16 protein-coding genes are annotated in these 18,722 nt (G+C 61.7%); 1 reads left to right on the forward strand and 15 read right to left on the reverse strand.

Annotation, left to right across the window (positions count from 1 at the left end; translation table 11 throughout):
* Nucleotides 1-246 precede the first annotated feature (246 nt).
* Both Q4I12_RS10810 and Q4I12_RS10815 read right to left on the reverse strand, forming a co-directional pair.
* Nucleotides 247-3,939 carry an AAA family ATPase gene (locus Q4I12_RS10810; protein ID WP_302261552.1) on the reverse strand — a complete coding sequence of 1,231 codons (3,693 nt, stop codon included), beginning with the start codon at nucleotides 3,937-3,939 and terminating at the stop codon, nucleotides 247-249.
* An 8-nt stretch (nucleotides 3,940-3,947) separates the two neighbouring features.
* Nucleotides 3,948-5,177: an exonuclease SbcCD subunit D C-terminal domain-containing protein gene (locus tag Q4I12_RS10815; RefSeq protein WP_300705653.1), complete on the reverse strand. Its 1,230-nt coding sequence runs from the start codon at nucleotides 5,175-5,177 to the stop codon at nucleotides 3,948-3,950.
* 44 nt (nucleotides 5,178-5,221) lie between these two features.
* Here Q4I12_RS10815 and Q4I12_RS10820 point away from each other — a divergent pair, with 44 nt between their 5' ends.
* On the forward strand, nucleotides 5,222-5,350 hold the full coding sequence (locus Q4I12_RS10820) for a hypothetical protein (protein ID WP_302261553.1): 129 nt from the start codon (nucleotides 5,222-5,224) through the stop codon (nucleotides 5,348-5,350).
* On the opposite strand, the gene Q4I12_RS10825 is transcribed toward Q4I12_RS10820, so the two are convergent.
* From Q4I12_RS10825 to Q4I12_RS10885, 13 genes are all read right to left on the reverse strand, one after another.
* Nucleotides 5,337-5,759 carry a hypothetical protein gene (locus Q4I12_RS10825; RefSeq protein ID WP_204625891.1) on the reverse strand — a complete coding sequence of 141 codons (423 nt, stop codon included), beginning with the start codon at nucleotides 5,757-5,759 and terminating at the stop codon, nucleotides 5,337-5,339. The two genes, Q4I12_RS10820 and Q4I12_RS10825, sit on opposite strands and share 14 nt — an antisense overlap.
* 87 nt (nucleotides 5,760-5,846) lie before the next feature.
* Nucleotides 5,847-6,629, reverse strand: coding sequence for a 4-hydroxy-tetrahydrodipicolinate reductase (dapB, locus tag Q4I12_RS10830; RefSeq protein ID WP_204625892.1), 783 nt, complete (start codon nucleotides 6,627-6,629; stop codon nucleotides 5,847-5,849).
* A gap of 28 nt (nucleotides 6,630-6,657) precedes the next feature.
* Nucleotides 6,658-8,844 carry an NAD-dependent DNA ligase LigA gene (gene ligA / locus Q4I12_RS10835; protein WP_302261554.1) on the reverse strand — a complete coding sequence of 729 codons (2,187 nt, stop codon included), beginning with the start codon at nucleotides 8,842-8,844 and terminating at the stop codon, nucleotides 6,658-6,660.
* 2 nt (nucleotides 8,845-8,846) lie between these two features.
* Complete coding sequence (uvrB, locus tag Q4I12_RS10840; protein ID WP_302261555.1) at nucleotides 8,847-10,868, reverse strand: excinuclease ABC subunit UvrB; 2,022 nt, start codon at nucleotides 10,866-10,868, stop codon at nucleotides 8,847-8,849.
* Complete coding sequence (gene aat, locus Q4I12_RS10845) at nucleotides 10,868-11,611, reverse strand: leucyl/phenylalanyl-tRNA--protein transferase (RefSeq protein WP_204674091.1); 744 nt, start codon at nucleotides 11,609-11,611, stop codon at nucleotides 10,868-10,870. Before aat ends, uvrB begins: the two co-directional genes overlap by 1 nt.
* The gene (gene clpA / locus Q4I12_RS10850) at nucleotides 11,604-13,910 is read right to left on the reverse strand and encodes an ATP-dependent Clp protease ATP-binding subunit ClpA (RefSeq protein ID WP_302261556.1); all 2,307 of its coding nucleotides are present in this window, start codon (nucleotides 13,908-13,910) and stop codon (nucleotides 11,604-11,606) included. The genes aat and clpA overlap by 8 nt, the downstream gene beginning before the upstream one ends.
* A 7-nt stretch (nucleotides 13,911-13,917) precedes the next feature.
* Complete coding sequence (gene clpS, locus Q4I12_RS10855; protein ID WP_168935730.1) at nucleotides 13,918-14,238, reverse strand: ATP-dependent Clp protease adapter ClpS; 321 nt, start codon at nucleotides 14,236-14,238, stop codon at nucleotides 13,918-13,920.
* Nucleotides 14,228-14,863, reverse strand: coding sequence for a class IV adenylate cyclase (locus Q4I12_RS10860; RefSeq protein WP_302261557.1), 636 nt, complete (start codon nucleotides 14,861-14,863; stop codon nucleotides 14,228-14,230). Before Q4I12_RS10860 ends, clpS begins: the two co-directional genes overlap by 11 nt.
* Nucleotides 14,864-14,870: 7 nt before the next feature.
* Entirely contained in the window at nucleotides 14,871-16,208 is a 1,338-nt protein-coding gene (radA, locus tag Q4I12_RS10865; RefSeq protein WP_302261558.1) for a DNA repair protein RadA, read from the reverse strand.
* 302 nt (nucleotides 16,209-16,510) lie between these two features.
* Nucleotides 16,511-17,218: a DUF3426 domain-containing protein gene (locus Q4I12_RS10870; protein WP_289616018.1), complete on the reverse strand. Its 708-nt coding sequence runs from the start codon at nucleotides 17,216-17,218 to the stop codon at nucleotides 16,511-16,513.
* 23 nt (nucleotides 17,219-17,241) lie between these two features.
* The gene (gene hpt, locus Q4I12_RS10875) at nucleotides 17,242-17,787 is read right to left on the reverse strand and encodes a hypoxanthine phosphoribosyltransferase (RefSeq protein WP_302261559.1); all 546 of its coding nucleotides are present in this window, start codon (nucleotides 17,785-17,787) and stop codon (nucleotides 17,242-17,244) included.
* A 1-nt stretch (nucleotide 17,788) separates the two neighbouring features.
* Nucleotides 17,789-18,259, reverse strand: a complete 471-nt coding sequence (locus Q4I12_RS10880) for an N-acetyltransferase (protein WP_289616020.1) — start codon at nucleotides 18,257-18,259, stop codon at nucleotides 17,789-17,791.
* On the reverse strand, nucleotides 18,259-18,720 hold the full coding sequence (locus Q4I12_RS10885; RefSeq protein WP_168935725.1) for a TlpA family protein disulfide reductase: 462 nt from the start codon (nucleotides 18,718-18,720) through the stop codon (nucleotides 18,259-18,261). The genes Q4I12_RS10880 and Q4I12_RS10885 overlap by 1 nt, the downstream gene beginning before the upstream one ends.
* Between the last annotated feature and the right edge of the window lie 2 nt (nucleotides 18,721-18,722).

Below are 18,722 nucleotides of genomic sequence, written 5' to 3' on the forward strand. Positions count from 1 at the left end.
AACTTTAAGAAAAAGGGATTTAAAAGGGCAGGCCGACCGTATATGTCCGGTATCCATATCGCACGCGCTGTAGGAATCAAATTTTTCGGAACCATTCTCAAAAACACATAGCTCAAATTTTGATTTTAAGCCCTTAAAAATTTTTTTTCGACCAAATAATCATAAACTCCAGAAAACGGCTTAAAATCGATTTTAGGCCGTTTTCTGGAGTTTCGTCATTTTTATTGCTATAAGCAAGAGCGATTATCAATTATCAAGATCTGTTTTGCTTCGGCACCCGGGACCAAGGATGCGGCTTCTGCCCCCTCCGATGGGAAGGACTTCTATCTGAGTGGAGACCCGCTCCTTCAATCCCTGCACATGGGAAATGATACCGATGAGTTTCCCTCGCTGCTGCAGGCTGGCCAGGGTACTCAGTGCCGTATCCAGGGCATCCTCATCCAGCGTGCCGAAACCTTCATCAAGGAACAGTGAATCGACCCGGGTAGTACGGCTGGCCATCTGGGAGAGCCCCAGGGCTAGGGCCAGGCTGACAAGGAAGCTTTCTCCACCGGAAAGATTCTTGGTACTGCGCAGCTCCCCGGCCTGGTAATTGTCGCGAATATTGAGCTCCAGCGTCCCGTTGCCCACTTCCAGCAAATAACGGTCAGTCATTTTGACCAGTTGGCGGTTGGCATGGGCGACCATCAACTCAAGATTCATCTGCTGGACGATGTTCCGGAATTTTTTCCCGTCAGCGGAACCTATCAGCTCCTGCAACGCGGACCACTGTTCGAACACACGTTCCTGCTGCTCGATGCGCTCCACGAGTACATGCTGCTCCTGCCGCAAACGCTCATTGTCCGCCAGTCGTTGCAGGCAGGAGCCCTGTTCCTGCTGCAACGCTGCCTGATGCTGCTCCAGTACTGCCAGCTCCTGCCCCAGCTCTTCCCTGTTCTTTGTCGTCAGGGCCTTCGCGGTCTCGGTGCCCAGATGTTCCTTGGCCGCCCTGCCCCGCCCTGCCAGTTCCATGCGGGCTGCGTGCAGTTCCTGTGACAGACGCTCCAGGCTTTCCCGTTCCTCTGCGGGCAGGCAGGCTTGCAAAAAGCTCCGCTCATCGGCGAAGGCTTCTTGCTCCAAGCCCTGTGCAAAGGCCTGCCCGGCATGCACGCTCTGTTCGGCTATGCTGGCCAGCAAGGCATCTTTTTCTCTGATGGCGGATTCCGTCATGGTGACGACATCCGACATCCTGCTGACTGCGGCGGTCTGATCGGCAAGCCGCTGTTCATCCCGTGACACGGCCTGGGCCAGATCGGCTTCGACTTCCTGGACATCTTTTTCAGCAAACAGCGCCAGACGCTGCTCGTGCAGCTTTTTCCACTGCCCTTCCCTCTCACGGGCTTCCCGTTGCTGTGACTCCAGATGAGCCTGTTGTGATTTTACTTCCTGATCATGCTGGCCTGCCGACAGCTCGAGCTCCTGCCGCGAAGCGGTCAGGCGCGTCATCTCTGCCGTCCGGCGTTCCCATTCCGCACGGCGGGCCTTCAAGACAGACAAGATGGACAAGAGTTCGGTATCGGTTGTGCCGAGACCGTAGGCAGCCAGCATCGTATCAAGCGCCTGTTTCCCCTGCTCTCCCTCTTGTCGCAATTGCCCGGCTTCCTGCCGTACTCGCTGCTGTTCGGCAGTGGCCATGTCCAGCTCATGCTTGAGCCGTTCGACGGCCTGATCCAGCATCGCCTTTTGTTCCTGCAGGCGGGGAAGATTGCTTTCCAGCATCTGGCAGGCCTTCTCGAGCTTGTCTGCTGTGGAGATCCGCTGATAGAGCTCCCGAAGGAATTCGTCCATCCTGCCCTGCTGTTCCCGCACGAACGTGACGGCATTTTCCGGAGATTCCCGCAGCAGGGAAGGCAACCCGGCCTTCTCTGTCAGCTGGGCAAGATCATTCTGCGTTTCCTGGAGTTTGTCCTGAAGCGACCGGGCATTCTCCATTCCAACGAGCAGACTTTGCTCCAGGCCCGTCAGACGTTCCCGCAAGGCGGCACACTGCTGATCCGTCACCGTGAAGCGCCGGCGAACATCTTCCACCTGTTGCCAGTTGTCGGAAGCCGGCAGGCCCTGCAGGAGGTAGGGGTGTTCCAGAGAGCCGCACAGCGGGCAGGCATGTCCTTCCTCAAGAGAAGCACGATGCTGTTCCAGGCTGGCGATACGCAGGGCCAACATACGTTCACGTTCCAGGCTCGCCAGCGAGATCTCCAATGCATCCCGCAAAGCTTGCTGCTGTTCCAGAAGAGCCTTGCTTTGCTGGTGCTGTTCCTGCCACTGCTGCAACTTCTGCCGCCAGCGCCGCACCTCGGTATGGTACAGGAAAACATCTTTCAGAGATTTTTCAACAGCTTGTAACAGCAGGATCTTTTTCTGGATACCGTTGTATTCCTCTTGCCACTGGAGCAGGGAACGGCCCTCCAGAAGCTTTCTTTTTTCTTCAAGCAATTGCTGCCGCCGGCTCTCTAGCTGCGCCAGTTCGGCAGCGGCGACTTCCTGACGACGGAGACGTTCCGACAGCCGGGCTTTTCCATTCTCCAGCTGCTGGCTGATCTGTTGCAGGGCCATATTCCGTTGCTGCTGCTTCTGCTCAAGGTCATGCACCCGCTGGATACCGGCCTCGATGCCGCTCAGCTGCTCTACCAGTCCGGCATCTGCCGCATGGCTCCCCAGCCAGTTCTCCACGGCGGCCTGCTCCCGGAGGAGGTCGTCGAGAGCCTGCCGCCGACTGTCGCGACGGGCCTTCAAGGAGGCAAGGGCCTGCTCCTGCTGGCGCACTTCCAGCAGGACGCGGCGCACTTCCTTTTCCGAGCTTTCCAGCTGGATGTCGAGGGCCCGGACCTGATGCAGCAACGGCGTCTGGCGGGTCTGCTCCGCTTTGGCCTGTTCAAGCTGACGGGCGTACTCCTCCTGCTTGTGCCGGGCTTCCTGCAATTTTGCCTGCAAACGGGGCAGCTCCGTAGCGTGGTTCTGCCGCTGCTCTGTCAGCAGACTTTGCTGGTGGCGCAACTGCAGCAAGGCAGAATAGCTGCCTTCCAGCCGGGCAGCCCGCTGGGCCTGCTCCAGCTGCAAAGCCTGCGGACGGAATGCCTGTTCCCGGAGGGACAATTTTTCTTCTTCCGCTTCTACCTGGGCCAGCTGGCTCCGGGCCGTATCGAGCCCCTGCAACCACTGCAAAGCTTGCTGCAGCTGCTGCGCCTGGCTCCTGGACTGACGGCCCTGCTCTTCCAGCCGGGACAGCTGCTGCCGCAGGGCCTGCTCTTCGTCCGCAGGCAGCAGGGGCTTGCCGGCCAGTTCCTTGCGCATGTCCTCCAGCAGGAGCTTTTCCTGCCGGTGCCGTTCATGCACCAGCATGGAGATACGGCTATATTTTTCCGTGCCGGTGATGCTTTCAAGGATGGGCGCCCGGCTGTCGGCCGAAGCATCCAGAAAGGCCGAAAAACCGCCCTGCGCCAGCATCATGGAACGGGTGAAACGGTCGAAGTCCAGGCCGGTGATCTCGGTGACCACTCTGGCCATATCCCTTTTCTGGGCACAGATGATCTGGCCGCTGTCCGCATCCGCGATCTCGTGCCGTGCCGCCTGGAGCCTGCCTTCCGGGGATTTTCTGGCCCGCCGCTGGCTCCAGTGGCAACGGTAACGACGCCCGGAGGCGATTTGGAAGACCACCTCCGCCATGCATTCCCCGGTCTGGCGGGACATGATCTCGTTCTCGCTGTCGCTCAGGGTCTTGAGCCGCGGCGTCCGCCCGTACAGGGCCAGACAGATGGCGTCCAGGATGGTCGTTTTGCCGGCACCCGTGGGGCCGGTGATGGCAAAGATACCGGCGGATACGAAAGCCGGCCTGGTGAGGTCTATCTCCCAGATGCCGGTCAGGGAATTGAGGTTCTGGAAACGTATGTTCTGGATACGCATGGCGGCCCCTATTCGGCGTTACTGTCGGTTTCGTGCATGGCGGTGAGGATCTCGCCGTACAGGCGCATGAGCAAGTCGGCCTGGGCGCCTTCTATCTTCCGGGCTGCAAGGCAGCGCGAAAAAACTTCCGTCTCGCTCAGCTCTTCAAGGTTCCTGCCCGTATCGTCCAGGCTTGGCTGGCTGTCCAGCAGACGTGCATTGCGGATCTTCAGGACGCGCAGCCCGCTCCCGGCCACAGCCGTCTCTACCTGCTGGCGCAGGCTGCCCTCGAGATCATCGCCGGTATAGACAACTTCCAGCCAGGCGGAACTGTCGCTGTCCCGCAGTGTTGCCAGGCGGCCGAGTATCTCGCACATGGAGCCGCTCACGCGCTCCAGCTTCTGAAATTCCGGTACAGGCAGCAGCTCCACACGGGCCGAGCGCCCGGTAAAATCTACCAGGCAGACGCTTTTGGGCTGCGAGGCCTCACCAAAGCCCATGGGCAGGGGCGAGCCGCTGTAGCGCATATGCTCCATGCCTCCTACCCGCTGCGGCACATGCAGATGGCCCAGAGCCAGATAATCGATGCACGGCGGGAAGATGGACGCCGGGACATGCGCCAGCGAGCCCACATAGAGATCACGCACGCCATCGCCATCAACGGTCTGGCCTCCGGCAGTGAACAGATGGCCCATACAGAGCAGGGGGACGTCAGGTGCCAGACGGTCCCGCAGCGCCGCCGCCTCTTCCAGGACCTGCGCGTAGTGCCGGCGGATGGCTTCCTGCATCTTGCTTTCCTTGTCGCCGCTGCTCTCCCCTTCTTCCACCAGACGCATGTCGGCATCGCGCAGGAAGGGAACGGCACAGACGATGAGCGCTACCTTGCCCTGGGCATCGCGCAGGACTTTGATTTCTTCCGCGGGATCTTCGGGCAGATTGCCCACTACATGGACATCCAGCACCTGCAGGATCTCGCGCGAAGCCCCCAGCATGGACGGCGAATCATGGTTGCCTGCAGTGATGACCACATGTCGGCAGGAGGAAAGATAGACCTGCCGCAAAAAATCATAATACAGGCGCTGGGCCCTGTTGCTGGGCGTGCCGCTATCGAAGATGTCCCCGGAAACGACCAAGACATCCACTTCTTTTTCCTGCAAAGTACGGGCAAGCCAGTCCAGGAAAGCCGAAAATTCCTCGTAGCGTTTCTGGCCGAAAAGCGAGCGGCCAAGATGCCAGTCCGATGTATGAAGTACGCGCATGAGATGAAGGCCGGTTTGATGCCGGATACGGCAGTGGAGAAAAAATGACCGCCATGTGGCGGGTCTTTTTCAGTTATAAGGCCGAAAAAAAGGCCTGTGAAGGCCCGGTAATGAAGAAAAAACATAAAAGAAACGCCCTGCTTGCGCAGGGCGTCCTTGTTAGTAAGCGCTGATGTATTCGTCCAGGCTGCCGGCGGAACAGTTCCGGCTCACCCAGAAGGCGGATGCCCAGACCATAAGGGCCGTCGCCTGGGTGTCGTCCAGACTTTTGAGCTTGCTTTCCAGGCTGGAGCGGCTGGCGCCATGCCGGGTGTGCAGGTTGTTCAGCTCACAGGCATCACTGACCCGCAGCAGCAGATAGGACAAACGCGTGTGGTCAGGCAGCAGGCGCGTATCCTTATGCGCTTCCACGATGGTTTTCAGTTCGCCTGCGGTGAACATCTGCTTGATGTTGGCCATGGCGCGGAAAAACGTATCCACGGCCCAAGGCAGGATGAATTCAGCTCCGGCGCTCTTGGTACGAAAGTAATCCTTGAGCCAGCGTTCCTGCTCGTCGTTGATGCGTGCTGCTACCTGTGGCATGGGGCCCCCGTAGGCGTCTGCGACGCCATTTTCCTGCGTTGTTTACAGGAAGCCTACCGCAGGCCCCGTCAAAATTCAAGACATTTTCTAGAAAATGTCTTGCATTCCGTACAGGCGTCCCGGCTGCTGTCCGCACAGCCAGGCAGCGGCCCGCAGGGCTCCCTGAGCGAAGGTCTCGCGCGAGTGGGCCTGATGCGTCACTTCGATGCGCTCGCCGGGGCCCATGAAGTAGACCGTGTGAACACCGACCACATCCCCGCCGCGAATGGCCTGGATGCCGATCTGCGCCTTGGGACGCTCACCGATGATGCCGTCACGGGCGGAACAGCGGACGTCGTCCAGATCCCAGCCCCGGGCTTCGGCCAGGCATTCGCCCAGACGCAGGGCCGTACCGCTGGGGGAGTCCTTTTTACGGTTATGGTGCAGCTCCACCATCTCGATATCGTACTTTTCCCCGAGGGCGCGGGTCAGTTCGGGCAGGACCTTGAGCAGGACATTGACGCCGATGCTCATATTGGGCGCCCAGAACATGCGGCAGCTTTCGGCCAGCTTCGCCAGTTCCTGCTTTTGTTCATTGGTGAAGCCGGTGGTGCCGATCACATGAGCGGCACCGAACTTGGCCACACTGCGGGCCGTGGCCAGACTGACCTCGGGAGCGGTGAAATCGACGACGACAGCTTTGCCGTCCAGACTTTGCAGCAGCTCTTCCACATTCTGGCTCACCGGGCACGACAACGCGGCCAGACCGGCAGCAAATTCGCTGCGTTCCACCACGCCCGCAAGCGTGAAGGCGGGGTCTTCCTGCACCAGCGTGCAGATGGTCCGGCCCATACGGCCATTGGCACCCATGACGATGATCGGCGTGCTCATTGCTTCACCTGTCCTGTTCTGTTGAAAGTTATGCGTCCATCCTGTCAGCGAGCAGATTCAAGAAAGCTGCTTCATCAAGGACGGTGATCCCCAGGCTTTGGGCTTTTTCCAGTTTGCTGCCCGGATTTTCGCCCACCACAAGGATATCCAGTTTTTTGCTCACACTGCCCAGCACTACGGCGCCGGCCGTCTCGGCCAGCTGTTTGGCCTTGCCCCGCGCCATGGAAAGGGTGCCGGTGAAGAGGATGTTCTTCCCCTGCAAGGGACCACCCTCCCCGGCTGCCTCGACAGGCTCTGCCGCAGCCACGGGCCACAGGCCTGCCTCGCGCAATCCGGCCAGCATATGCTGGTTGGCCGGGCTTTCAAAAAAGCTGCGGATGGAGCTGGCCACCTCGGGCCCCACATCCGGCAGCTCCAGCAGGCGCTGGGTATCGGCGGCCGCCAGGGCATCCATATCGTGAAAATGCGCAGCCAGCATGCGGGCGGTCTGCTCGCCCACATGGCGGATGCCCAGGGCACTGATGAGGCGGGCCAGCGTGGCATTGTGGCGGGCATCGTCGAAAGCATCCACGATCTTGCGGGCCAGCACGTCGCCCATACGGTCGAAGGGCAGCAGATCCTGCACTGTGAGCCGGAACAGCTGTTCCGGGCTGGTGACATGCCCGCTGCTGACCAGCTGCTCTATCCACTTCTGCCCCACACCCTGTACATCCAGACCGGCCTTGGACACGAAGTGACAGATGGAGCGCAAGCGCACTGCCGGACAGGAGATATTACCGCAACGCCAGGCCGCTTCACCGGGTTCCCGGTGGGCCGGCTCGCCGCAGACGGGGCAGATATGCGGGAATTCGAACGGCCTTGCACCCGAGGGGCGTTCCTCCAGCACCGGGCCCACCACTTCGGGGATGACATCGCCTGCCCGCTGCACGATGACCGTATCCCCTACCCGCACGTCCTTGGCCAGGATCTCGTCTTCATTATGCAGAGTGGCGCGGGTGACCATGACCCCGCCTACGGCCACCGGCTCCAGCTGGGCCACAGGGGTCAGGACACCGGTACGTCCCACCTGGATCTCGATACCGGTCAGACGGGTATGCACCTGCATGGCCGGGAACTTGAAAGCGATGGCGAAGCGCGGCGCGCGGGCCGTGAAGCCCAGGGCCGCCTGTGCCTCCAGATCATCCTGCTTGGCCACGGCACCGTCGATCTCCATGGGAAAATCCGCCCTGCCCTGACGCACGCTTTCCACATAGGCTTCCACAGCAGCCGGATCGGCGCAGAGTTTGCCGTCGGGCGGCGTCAAAAAGCCGTAATCGCGCAGCCGGGTCGCCAGCTCGTGCTGAAAATGACAGGGTTCCGCCTGTCCCCAGCGGGCCTCGCCCAGACTGTAGGCCAGGAATCGCAGGGGCATCTGCTGGGTGTTGGCCACATCCAGCTGGCGCAGGGCCCCGGCAGCGGCATTGCGCGGATTGGCCAAAAGCTTTTGGCCCAAGGATTCCCGGCGCTCGTTGATGGCGGCAAAATCCTTTTTGTAGATGACCACCTCGCCGCGCACCTCCAGCCGTTCCGGGAAGGGACCGGCCCCGCGCAGCCGCAGGGGGACCGTACGGATGGTACGCACAGCCTCGGTGACCACTTCTCCCTCTTCCCCGTCACCGCGGGTCAACGCCTGTTGCAGGACGCCATCCTCATAGATGATCTCCAGGGCAAGACCATCCAGCTTGGGATCACACCAGAAGGCCAGCGGCGCTTCGGGCAGGGTGCGCTGCATGCGGGCCACGAATTCCTGCCACTCCTCAGCGGAAAAGACGTTGTCCAGGCCGTACATGCGCTGACGGTGGCGCTGTTTGGGCAGACCGCCCAGCAAACCGCCCCCTACGCGCAGCGTGGGCGAATGGGGACTGCGCCATTGCGGGTGATCTTCCTCCAGCGCCTTCAGCTCCCGGAACAGGACATCGTACTGGTCGTCGCTGATGACCGGCTTGTCCAGCGTATGATACAGATAATTGTGGTGCTCCAGGATGGTCGTCAGCCAGGCCATCCGCTCCTGGGGCCTGTCCTTTGGCGGTTCGGGCAGGCTCAAAGGATCCACAGGCGCCGGGGCTGCGGATGCGGCAGACGGCGCGACGATTTTTTCCGCAGCCTCTTTCTCGGCCCGTTTTTTGGGGGCAGGCGCGGCAGGGGCACCGAAAAGGGAAAGCTGTTCTGGACTCATGATCACTCCGGCAGGGCGATAAGGCGTTCACGCAGGGCCCGGATACGGTCCCGCAGGGCGGCGGCACGCTCGAATTCCAGTTCCCGGGCCGCCTCGCGCATCTCTTTTTCCAGACGCTGGACCAGCGCCGCGGTATCTTCGGCAGTCAGGGGCACGGCATCGTCCTGACGGGACGTACGCCCCCTGCCCTTGCCCCGGGATGAAGAACTGGTATCCACATACAGGGCATCCAGCGGAGATTCAAGACTTTTTCGGGTACTCCGCGGCGTGATGCCGTGCTCCGTGTTATAGGCGGTCTGCTTGGCCCGGCGCCGTTCGGTCTCGTCCATGGCCGCGCGCATGGAGGCCGTGACCGCATCGGCATACAGGATGACATGCCCGTGGACGTTGCGCGCCGCACGGCCAAAGGTCTGGATGAGCGATCCGGTGGAACGCAGGAAGCCTTCCTTGTCAGCATCGAGGATACAGACCAGCGAGACCTCGGGGATGTCCAGGCCTTCGCGCAGCAGGTTGATGCCCACCAGCACGTCGAATTCCCCTTGCCGCAGGGCCCTGATGATCTGCAAACGCTCCAGGGTGTCGATATCCGAATGCAGATAGCGGGCATTGACGCCCATATTGCAGCAATACTCGGTCAGGTCTTCGGCCATGCGTTTGGTAAGGGTGGTCACCAGCACCCGCTCCCCGCGCCGGATGCGTTCCCGGCATTCTCCCAGCAGGTCTTCCATCTGCCCCTTGGTGGGACGCACCTCCACTTCCGGGTCCACCAGCCCCGTGGGCCGGATGATCTGCTCGGAAATGATGCCCTGGGACTGGTCCATCTCGTATTTGCCCGGTGTGGCCGAAACGTAGACCACCTGATGCAGCAGGGAACGGAACTCGTCGAACTGCAGGGGACGGTTGTCCAGGGCCGAGGGCAGGCGGAAACCATAATCCACAAGGGTCTGCTTGCGCGAGCGGTCGCCCTTGAACATGCCGCCCACCTGCGGCACGGTGATGTGGGACTCGTCCACGAACAGGATGAAATCCTCGGGGAAATAGTTGAGCAGGCAGGACGGCGGTTCCCCGGCCTTGCGGCCGTCCAGATGGCGGGAATAATTTTCGATGCCGTTGCAGTAGCCCAGCTCCTCGATCATCTCCAGATCAAGCTGGGTCCGCTGCTCCAGACGCTGCGCCTCCACCAGGCGCCCGCTGGCCTTGAAGGCCGTCAGTCGTTCCAGCAGCTCCTGCCGGATGTCGGCCGTGGTCCGCTTGAGGTTGTCCTGGGCGGAAACGAAGTGACTGGCCGGATAGATGACGGTCTTGCCCACTTCCGCCAGCACGTCCCCGGTCAAGGGATCCACTTCGCGCATGGAGTCGATGTCATCTCCAAAAAATTCGATGCGCAGGGCCCGTTCGTGATGGTAAGCGGGGATGATCTCCAGCACGTCCCCGCGCACACGGAAGGTCCCGCGATGGAAGTCATAGTCGTTACGTTCATACTGGACTTCCACCAGGCGGGTGATGAGGGCATCCATGGACATATGCTGCCCCACTTCCACCGGGATGATCATGCGGGCGTAGAATTCGGGGGAGCCCAGGCCGTAGATGCAGGAGACCGAAGCCACGATGATCACGTCGCGCCGTGTCAGCAGGGCATGGGTCGCGGCATGGCGCAATTTGTCGATATTGTCGTTGATGGACGAATCTTTCTCGATGTAGGTGTCCGAGGCGGGCACATAGGCTTCCGGCTGGTAGTAGTCGTAATAACTGACGAAATACTCCACAGCGTTCTGCGGGAAAAATTCGCGGAACTCGTTGTAGAGCTGGGCGGCCAGCGTCTTGTTGGGGGCCAGCACCAGCGCCGGGCGTCCGCAGCGGGCAATGACATTGGCCATGGTGAAGGTCTTGCCGGAGCCGGTCACGCCCAGCAGGATCTGTTCCGGCACGCCGGCTTCCAGATTGGCCACCAGGGAATCGATGGCCTCCGGCTGGTCACCTGTGGGGACATAGGCGCTATGGAGCTTGAAAGGAGACTGGTTCATCATCGCTCGTCGGGAAGCCAGCCCAGGGCAGCATCATGGCGAAAAGACATCCGCCACGGCTGCCACGGCAGCTGGGAGACAGGTTCAGGATCAGGGACGGGCACAGCCTGCCGCAGGAGCGCCAGGAATTCCTTGCGGGGGATCTCCCGCGCGCCCATGGCCAGCATGTGGGGCGTGGCCTGCTGACAATCCAGCAGGAGGAAATCCCGTTCGCGCAAGAACGCCACCAAGCCCGCAAGGGCCGCCCGCGAAGCTTCGGGACAGAGGTGGAACATGGATTCCCCGAAAAAGGCCCGCCCCAGGGCCACACCGTACAGGCCGCCCAGCAGCTCCCCATCCCGCCAGGCTTCCACGGAATGGGCATAGCCCAGGGCATGCAGGCGCTCATAGGCCGCTATCATCTCGGGCAGTATCCATGTCCCTTCACTGTCGCGACGGGGCGCCGCGCAGGCCCGGATGACGCGGGAAAAGGCCGTATCCATGCGCAGCTCGAACGGATGGTTGCGCAAGGCCCGGGCACTGCGGCGCGGCAGATGGAAGGCATCCGGCGGCAATACACAACGGGGATCAGGACACCACCACAGCAGGGGCATGTCCTCACCGTACCAGGGAAAAATGCCCCGGCTGTAGGCTGCCAGCAGACGTGCCGGCAGCAGGTCGCCACCGGCACACAATATCCCTTCCGCGGTGCAGCATCCCGGCGAGGGGAACTGCGCCGCATACAGGGCTATCTGCTTACGCATCGTTGCGGCCGTCATCCCCCTCCTCCGCTTCCGCGCCCTGTGCAGGGGCCGCGTCAGGGAACTGGAGTACGAGTTCATTGTCCTTGACCCCCAGGCGGACGAGCCCGCCGTGGCGCAGACGGCCGAAGAGCAGCTCACCGGCCAGGGCGTCTTCCACCCGGCTGCGCAGCAAACGCCGCAGCGGACGCGCGCCCATGGCGGGATCATAGCCCTTTTCCGCCAGCCAGGCACGGGCACGGGGCGTAGAGGCCAGCGTGACCTGCTGTTCCGCAAGGCTGTTCCCGATCTCACGCAGGAACTTGTCCACGATACGCTGCATCATGGCAGGCGTGAGGGCCCGGAACGGGATCATGGCATCGAGACGGTTGCGGAATTCGGGCGTGAACAACCGTTCCACAGCCCCCAGGGCCTTGCGGGCCGCATCTTCGGGCGCGGCCTTGCCAAAGCCTATGCTGGCCTTGGACATCTCGAACGTCCCGGCATTGGAAGTCATGATGAGCACCGTGTGGGAAAAGTCCGTCTTGCGGCCGGAATTGTCCGTGAGGGTACCGTAGTCCATGACCTGCAGCAGGATGTTGAAGATGTCGGGATGGGCCTTTTCTATCTCGTCCAGCAGGACCACGGAATACGGGGCCTTGCGCACGGCCTCGGTCAGCAGGCCGCCCTGGTCGAAGCCCACATAGCCTGGCGGCGAACCGATGAGGCGCGAGACCGTGTGCGGTTCCATGTATTCGCTCATGTCATAGCGCAGGAACTCCACGCCCATGGTCTGGGCCAGCCCGCGGGCCAGCTCCGTCTTGCCCACCCCGGTGGGGCCATAGAAAAGGAAGGCGCCCGTGGGCCGCTGACGCTGCCCCAGGCCCGCACGCGAACGCAGGATGGCGCGCACGGTCTGCTCCACGGCTTCTTCCTGCCCAAAGACGATCTGCTTGAGGTTCTTTTCCAGATTGGCCAGGCGGTTCCGCTCCTGCCCCGAGACCGTCCTCACGGGCACGCCGGCCATACGGGCCACGATGCGTTCCACGTCGGACACCGTGACGGCGGCCGTCCGCTTTTCATCCTTGCGGCGCAGGTCCACGGCGGCCCCCACTTCGTCCATCACGTCGATGGCCTTGTCAGGCTGCAGACGGTCACGGACATAACGGTTGGAAAGGTCCACGATGCTGCGCAGCACGGTCTCGCTGTAGCGCACGCGGTGATGGCCCGCGTAATGGGACTGCAAGCCGCTGAGGATGGCAAAGCAATCCTCGGCATTGGGTTCCCCCACGTCGATACGCTGAAAGCGCCGCGTCAGGGCACGGTCTTTTTCCAGGTGGTTGCGGAACTCTTCATGGGTGGTGGAGCCGATGCAGCGCAGCTCCCCGCTGGCCAGTACGGGCTTGAGCAGGTTGGAGGCGTCCATGGAACCGCCGGAAGTGGCCCCGGCGCCCACGATGGTGTGGATCTCGTCGATGAAAACCACGGCATCCGGGATGTTCTTGAGTTCTTCCACGATGGCCTTGAGGCGGCTTTCGAATTCGCCGCGATAACGGGTACCGGCCAGGATCAGGCCCATATCGAGGGCGTAGATCTTGACGTCCTTGAACTTTTTGGGGACCTGGCCCTGGGCGATGCGCAGGGCCAGACCTTCGGCCAGAGCTGTCTTGCCCACGCCGGGATCGCCCACGAACAGGGGATTGTTCTTGCGGCGGCGGCACAGGACCTCGATGGCTCTGTCCAGTTCTTCCTGACGGCCCACCAGGGGGTCGATCTTGCCGTCACGGGCACGGGCGGTGAGCTCGGTGGCGTACTTTTCCAGAACGTTCTCCCCGGCTTCGCCTTCTTCCTTCTCCCTGGCGGCATCGGGGGATACGCCCCGGGATCCGCCTCCTTCCGGCATACCGTGCGAGATGAAGGTCAGCGCGTCCAGACGATCCACTCCCTGACGCGTCAGGAAGTAGTGGGCATAGCTGTCCTCTTCATCCAGGATGGCCACGAACAGGTCGCCCAGTTCCACCTGGCTCCGTCCCGAAGCGTGGATATGCCCCAGAGCCCGTTCGAGCACCCGCTGCACACCGGCGGTCTGATGGACTTCGTGCTCGCCCTGATCCGGCAGCACCTGCATCTCGTTACGGAAAAAGCCTTCCAGCTGTTCGCGCAACACCGCCACACTGGCCCCGCTGCCTTCCAGCAGCAGACGGCCGGGGGCCACGGTCGTCAGTGAGAACAGGATGTGCTCCACCGTCAGCAATTCATGCCTGCGGCGTTGCACTTCCTGGACGGCAACCTTCAAAACTTCCTGAACAGCAGCACTGAGCATATGATCCTCAACGATATTTTTCCATGGTGCAGCGCAAGGGGAAGCCCGCCGCGCGGGCCCGCCGCCTGACGAGCGCCACCTTTGTTTCCGCTATCTCATGCGTGTAGACGCCGCACTGGCCGATGCCCTGCTGATGGACGGCCAGCATGATGGCCGTGGCTTCTTCCGGTGTCTTGTGGAAAATGTCGCACAGGACGCCGACGACGAAATCCATGCTGGTATAATCGTCGTTGTGGAGCAGGACCACATAACGGTCCGGTTCCTTGACCTTCTTCTTGACGATGGTGGCAGTATCCGTTCCCGGCTCGTTCCAGGTTTCATCGGCCATGAGGGCTATCCTCCACGGTAGGCAGGCCCAGATCCCGGCGCCAGCGGGCCAGTTCTTCGGGCGTGAACACAAACGACAGGTCGGGCGGCAGATTATTCCGCTGCCGCCACTCCTGATGAAGATAATGATAACTTTGAGTACTAACCGGGACATCGTCAAGTCCCAGCAGAGCTTCCAGACGCAGGATCTCTTCCTCGGGCCCCTCCAGCTCCACCACGCGGGCAAAGGGGACGATATCCATGTCGATACTGGTATGCTCCAGCGTCCAGGTCTCCCGGATCTTTTCATAGCAGGCACGGACCACATAGCCCAGGCCTTCCAGGATGCTGTGCATCTGCGCGGCATCGGTGACGGGGGTCTCCCGCTCTTCACGGACCTTGAAGGCCGCATCCGGCGCGGAGACGGGCGGCAGCTTGAGCGTCAGCACGTTTTGCGCATGGTCCGGCCATTCCTGCGAGCGCAGGCGCAGCAGGTGATGCCCGGCCCGCAAGGAGCCGTCAGGCAGGTCATAGATGCGGTTCCGCTCCAGATGGACGTCACCTCCCTGCGCACCACACTGGCGCAGGCGACGGCGCAAGCTGTCGAAATCGACCTCGAGATATTTGCGTTCTATTTCAAGAGCCATGGTATGCTCACTGTTTGCGATGAAAGAGTTTCTGCTGCAGGTCGGCGATGGTCGCGATGCCGCCCTTGCCGGGATGGATCACGGGCTCGAAGCCCAGACGGCGCGCCTGGGCCAGACGAAGGTCGTGGGCGGCCACGGGCCGCACCTGACCGTTGAGGTCCACCTCGCCCCACAGGACACACTTTTCCGGCAGCGGCACGTCATAATACGACGACAGCACCGCCGCCACCAGGGCCAGGTCCAGCCCGGGCTCCTGCAGCTTCATGCCGCCGCCGACCTTGGCATAGATGTCCACCTGTCCGAAATTGAGTTTGAGGCGCTTTTCCAGCACGGCCAGCAGCAAATGCAGACGGTTGGCATCGAAGCCGAGGGCCGCACGCCGGGGGATGCTGAGGAAGGTCCGGGCCACCAGGGCCTGCACTTCCACCGCCAGCGGGCGCTGCCCGTCCACGGCCATGACCACCGCCGTGCCGGAGAGGGAGGCGTCGCGATCGCCCAGGAAAAAGGTGGAGGGGTCATCCACCACTTCCATGCCCCGGCCCCCCATGCGGAAGACCAGCAGCTCTTCATTGGGGCCAAAACGGTTTTTGAAGACGCGCAGCAGGCGGAACATCTGGCGGCGGTCGCCTTCAAGAGAGATGACGGTATCCACCATATGCTCCAGCAGGCGGGGACCAGCCAGGACACCGTCCTTGGTCACATGGCCCACCAGCACCAGCGTGACGCCCAGACGGCGGCAGGCTTCCAGCAGGGCCATGCTCACGGCACGCACCTGATTGACATTGCCGGGAAGGCCTTCGGCATCGACGCTGCTCATGGTCTGTACCGAGTCCACCACCAGCAAACGGGACGGAGCCAGCTCCAGGGCGGCGATGACCTCGTCCACACTGGAGGTGGACATGGCCAGCAGGTTGTCATGCAGCATGCCGAGCCGCTGTCCCCGCGCCTTGATCTGCGGCAGGGATTCTTCGCCGCTGGCATAAAGCACTCTGCCCCCCTGGGCAGCGACCAGCCCAGCCACCTGCAGCAGCAGGGTGGATTTGCCGATGCCCGGCTCGCCGCCGATGAGGATGGCCGCACCCGGCACCAGACCCTTGCCCAGCACCCTGTCCAGTGAGGCGATGCCGCTGGGATAGGGATGATGCCCGGTCTCGGCTACGTCCTGCAAAGGAACAGGCCGGTTGCCCGCAGGGACGGATACCCTGGTGTTGCTGCGGGACAGGGCCTTGGGCTGTGCCGCGGCCTGAAGGGTGTTCCACTCATGGCAGCCGGGGCATTGACCACGCCATTGCAGGGTCTGCGCGCCACAGGCTGAACAGATAAAGACTTCTCTCGTTTTAGCCATGGCATAAAAATAAAAAAAAAGTGCAGCCCATGCAAGCATGTGCAGCAAAGTTCAGCTCTTGTGTTCGGTGTGTTGCAATATCGCGCCGTCACGGATGCAGTCATGATGCGGAATTGCGTCATGACTGTGCATCACTATTTGTGTTTTTTATCACATGACTCCCATAGTTCTTTACGATGCGCCCTTTCGCGGTATTGCAGAGTTTCTGGGGCCTATCCGCCCCGCTTTCCGGCATCACCGATGTATCCCAAGGGCATAAAAAAAGCCCCTTGCGGGGCTTGAGAGCAGTTTTGCCGGGATGTCTAGCGGGGCAGGGGCACTCCCTTCTGCGCATCCACGATGGCGACGTAGAACTCGCTGACATCGTTGGGCGGGCTGTCGAACACGACCATGAAGGGAGCGCTGGCACCGGGCAGCAGGGTCACATTGGCCCCCTGCTCTTTCTCGGGGTCGGCCAGACGGCTGGCCATGGCTTCCTTGTCCAGTACGGAGAGCTGCAAGGGGGTCAGCTGGTTGCCGGCGGTCTGACGATTGGAGGCGATGACCTTCTGATCCTGACCGTAAAGCACGGCTTCCACGGTGATCATGCTCACGGGCTGGGGGAATTCATTGACCACCCTGCCCTCGATGACCAGGATCTTGCCCATCTTTTCGTTGTTCACATAGTACTGGCGCACGTCCTTCATGGTCAGCAGGGCGATGTTCTCAGCGGTGGCTGCCGTTCCCTGGACAGGTGTCAGGGGGCGCTCATGCCAGCAGTACCAGTAGACAGCGGCACCGCCGCAGGCCAGCAGAAGCAGCAGCATCAGCCAGAACAGCCAGCGGCGCCGGGGGCGGGGCTGCTCCACATCGTCCGGCAGAAGATCCGGGATGGGCGCAGGGGCAGGCTCAGGCAATTGCAGGGCAAAGACCGTCTTGCATACGGAGCAGCGCAATTTCGCACCCGGCCGGGCAAGATGTTCCGGCAGGTTGAAACGGCTGGCGCAGTGAGGGCATTGAATTTCCATCATTTGGCTCCAGGTGCGGGCAGGTGCTAGTCCCCGGCGGATTCGAAGACCAGCTCTTCCACATCAGGCAGGGCCCGATATTTTTCAGCATAGTCAAGGCCGTAGCCGACGATGAACCCTTCCTCGAGCTTGAAGCCCGCAAAATCGACGCGCACGTCCACTTCGCGGCGTTCGTTCTTGTCCACCAGCGCGGCCAGACGCAGGCTGCGGGCCCCGCGGGCCTCGAACTGGCGCATCAGGAACTGCATGGACAGGCCGCTGTCCACCACGTCCTCGACGATCAGCACATGCTTGCCGGTGATGTCGCAGGCCACGTCCTTGCTGAACACCACATGGCGGGAACTGGACGTCCCCTTGCCGTAGCTGGACAGACGGACGAAATCCAGTTCGAGGTTCTCCGAGCGCATGGCCCGGACGAGGTCGGTGAAGAAGAACACAGCGCCCTTGAGGACGCATACGGCCACCAGGGGCTCATCACCGTAAAAGGCATCGATCTCGGCGGCCATGGCACGCACGCGTTCGGCGATCTGGCCGGAGGTATAGACGATCTTGCGTTCCTTGATGGCGTTCATCTTAATCGAGCTCCAGGAACATGGCGGTTTCGTCGCAGTCGGGGTACTTGGCGCAATGCACGCAGTCGGCCCAGATCTTCTGGGGCAGGACGCCCTTGTCCACCTCATGGAAACCGATGCGCTCAAAGAAAGCCGCCTGATACGTCAGGGAGAAGACTTTCTTGAGGTGCAGGATGCGACAGTCATCGACACAGGCCATCACGATCTTGCGGCCCAGGCCCTGCTTGCGCAGATCTTCGCGCACGGCCAGGGAGCAGACTTCGGCCAGATCCTCCCAGACAGGCGCCAGGGCGCAACAGGCGGCCAGGCCGCCCCGGGGGTCGTCGATGACCAGGAAATTACGGACATGGCCGTACAGAAAGATCAGCGCACGGGGCAGCAGCAGGCCCTTGCGCGCATTTTCCATCAGCAGGGCATGGATATCCTTCACATCGTCCATGGTCGCACGGCGTACCGTGTAGGTGTCGCTCATTATTTTTGCTCTCCGAGAGAATCAAAGATTTCCGTCAGTTCTTTTTTCGAGACCATGCCCGACCCCATCAGAGCCAGACGTCCGTTCTTGCCGTAAAAAACATTGTGCGGGATGGTGCGCACGTTGAAGGCGCGGATCACGTCTTCACTGGCCCTGTACACAGGGTAGTCGACCTTCAGCCGCTTGAGGAAGGCCGGGAGCGTGCTCGCGTCCTCATCCACCGAAAGGCCCACGATGACGACCTTGCCCTCGTACTTGGGCGCCAGGCTGACAAGATCCGGGATCTCCTCACGGCAGGGGGGGCACCAGGTGGCGAAGAAGTTGAGCATGACGACCTTGCCCTTGTTCTGGGCCACTATGGAGGTCAGGTCCTTGAGCCCCACGGTCTTGTACTCCTGGGCCTGCGCCAGGCAGGGCAGGAACAGGGTCAGAAGCAGCAGGGGCAAAATAAATCGCTTCATGG

Source organism: Desulfovibrio piger, assembly GCF_951793255.1.
Taxonomy (GTDB): domain Bacteria; phylum Desulfobacterota; class Desulfovibrionia; order Desulfovibrionales; family Desulfovibrionaceae; genus Desulfovibrio.

Bases quoted from the DNA above. Each gene is read 5' to 3' on its own strand.
- aat (WP_204674091.1), bottom strand. From the start codon at position 11,611: ATGCGTAAGCAGATAGCCCTGTATGCGGCGCAGTTCCCCTCGCCGGGA.
- Q4I12_RS10815 (WP_300705653.1), bottom strand. From the start codon at position 5,177: ATGCGCGTACTTCATACATCGGACTGGCATCTTGGCCGCTCGCTTTTC.
- Q4I12_RS10885 (WP_168935725.1), bottom strand. From the start codon at position 18,720: ATGAAGCGATTTATTTTGCCCCTGCTGCTTCTGACCCTGTTCCTGCCC.
- radA (WP_302261558.1), bottom strand. From the start codon at position 16,208: ATGGCTAAAACGAGAGAAGTCTTTATCTGTTCAGCCTGTGGCGCGCAG.
- dapB (WP_204625892.1), bottom strand. From the start codon at position 6,629: ATGAGCACGCCGATCATCGTCATGGGTGCCAATGGCCGTATGGGCCGG.
- Q4I12_RS10810 (WP_302261552.1), bottom strand. From the start codon at position 3,939: ATGCGTATCCAGAACATACGTTTCCAGAACCTCAATTCCCTGACCGGC.
- Q4I12_RS10820 (WP_302261553.1), top strand. From the start codon at position 5,222: ATGACCGCCATGTGGCGGGTCTTTTTCAGTTATAAGGCCGAAAAAAAG.
- Q4I12_RS10880 (WP_289616020.1), bottom strand. From the start codon at position 18,259: ATGAGCGACACCTACACGGTACGCCGTGCGACCATGGACGATGTGAAG.
- hpt (WP_302261559.1), bottom strand. From the start codon at position 17,787: ATGAACGCCATCAAGGAACGCAAGATCGTCTATACCTCCGGCCAGATC.
- Q4I12_RS10825 (WP_204625891.1), bottom strand. From the start codon at position 5,759: ATGCCACAGGTAGCAGCACGCATCAACGACGAGCAGGAACGCTGGCTC.
- Q4I12_RS10860 (WP_302261557.1), bottom strand. From the start codon at position 14,863: ATGGCTCTTGAAATAGAACGCAAATATCTCGAGGTCGATTTCGACAGC.
- clpA (WP_302261556.1), bottom strand. From the start codon at position 13,910: ATGCTCAGTGCTGCTGTTCAGGAAGTTTTGAAGGTTGCCGTCCAGGAA.
- ligA (WP_302261554.1), bottom strand. From the start codon at position 8,844: ATGAGTCCAGAACAGCTTTCCCTTTTCGGTGCCCCTGCCGCGCCTGCC.
- uvrB (WP_302261555.1), bottom strand. From the start codon at position 10,868: ATGAACCAGTCTCCTTTCAAGCTCCATAGCGCCTATGTCCCCACAGGT.
- Q4I12_RS10870 (WP_289616018.1), bottom strand. From the start codon at position 17,218: ATGATGGAAATTCAATGCCCTCACTGCGCCAGCCGTTTCAACCTGCCG.
- clpS (WP_168935730.1), bottom strand. From the start codon at position 14,238: ATGGCCGATGAAACCTGGAACGAGCCGGGAACGGATACTGCCACCATC.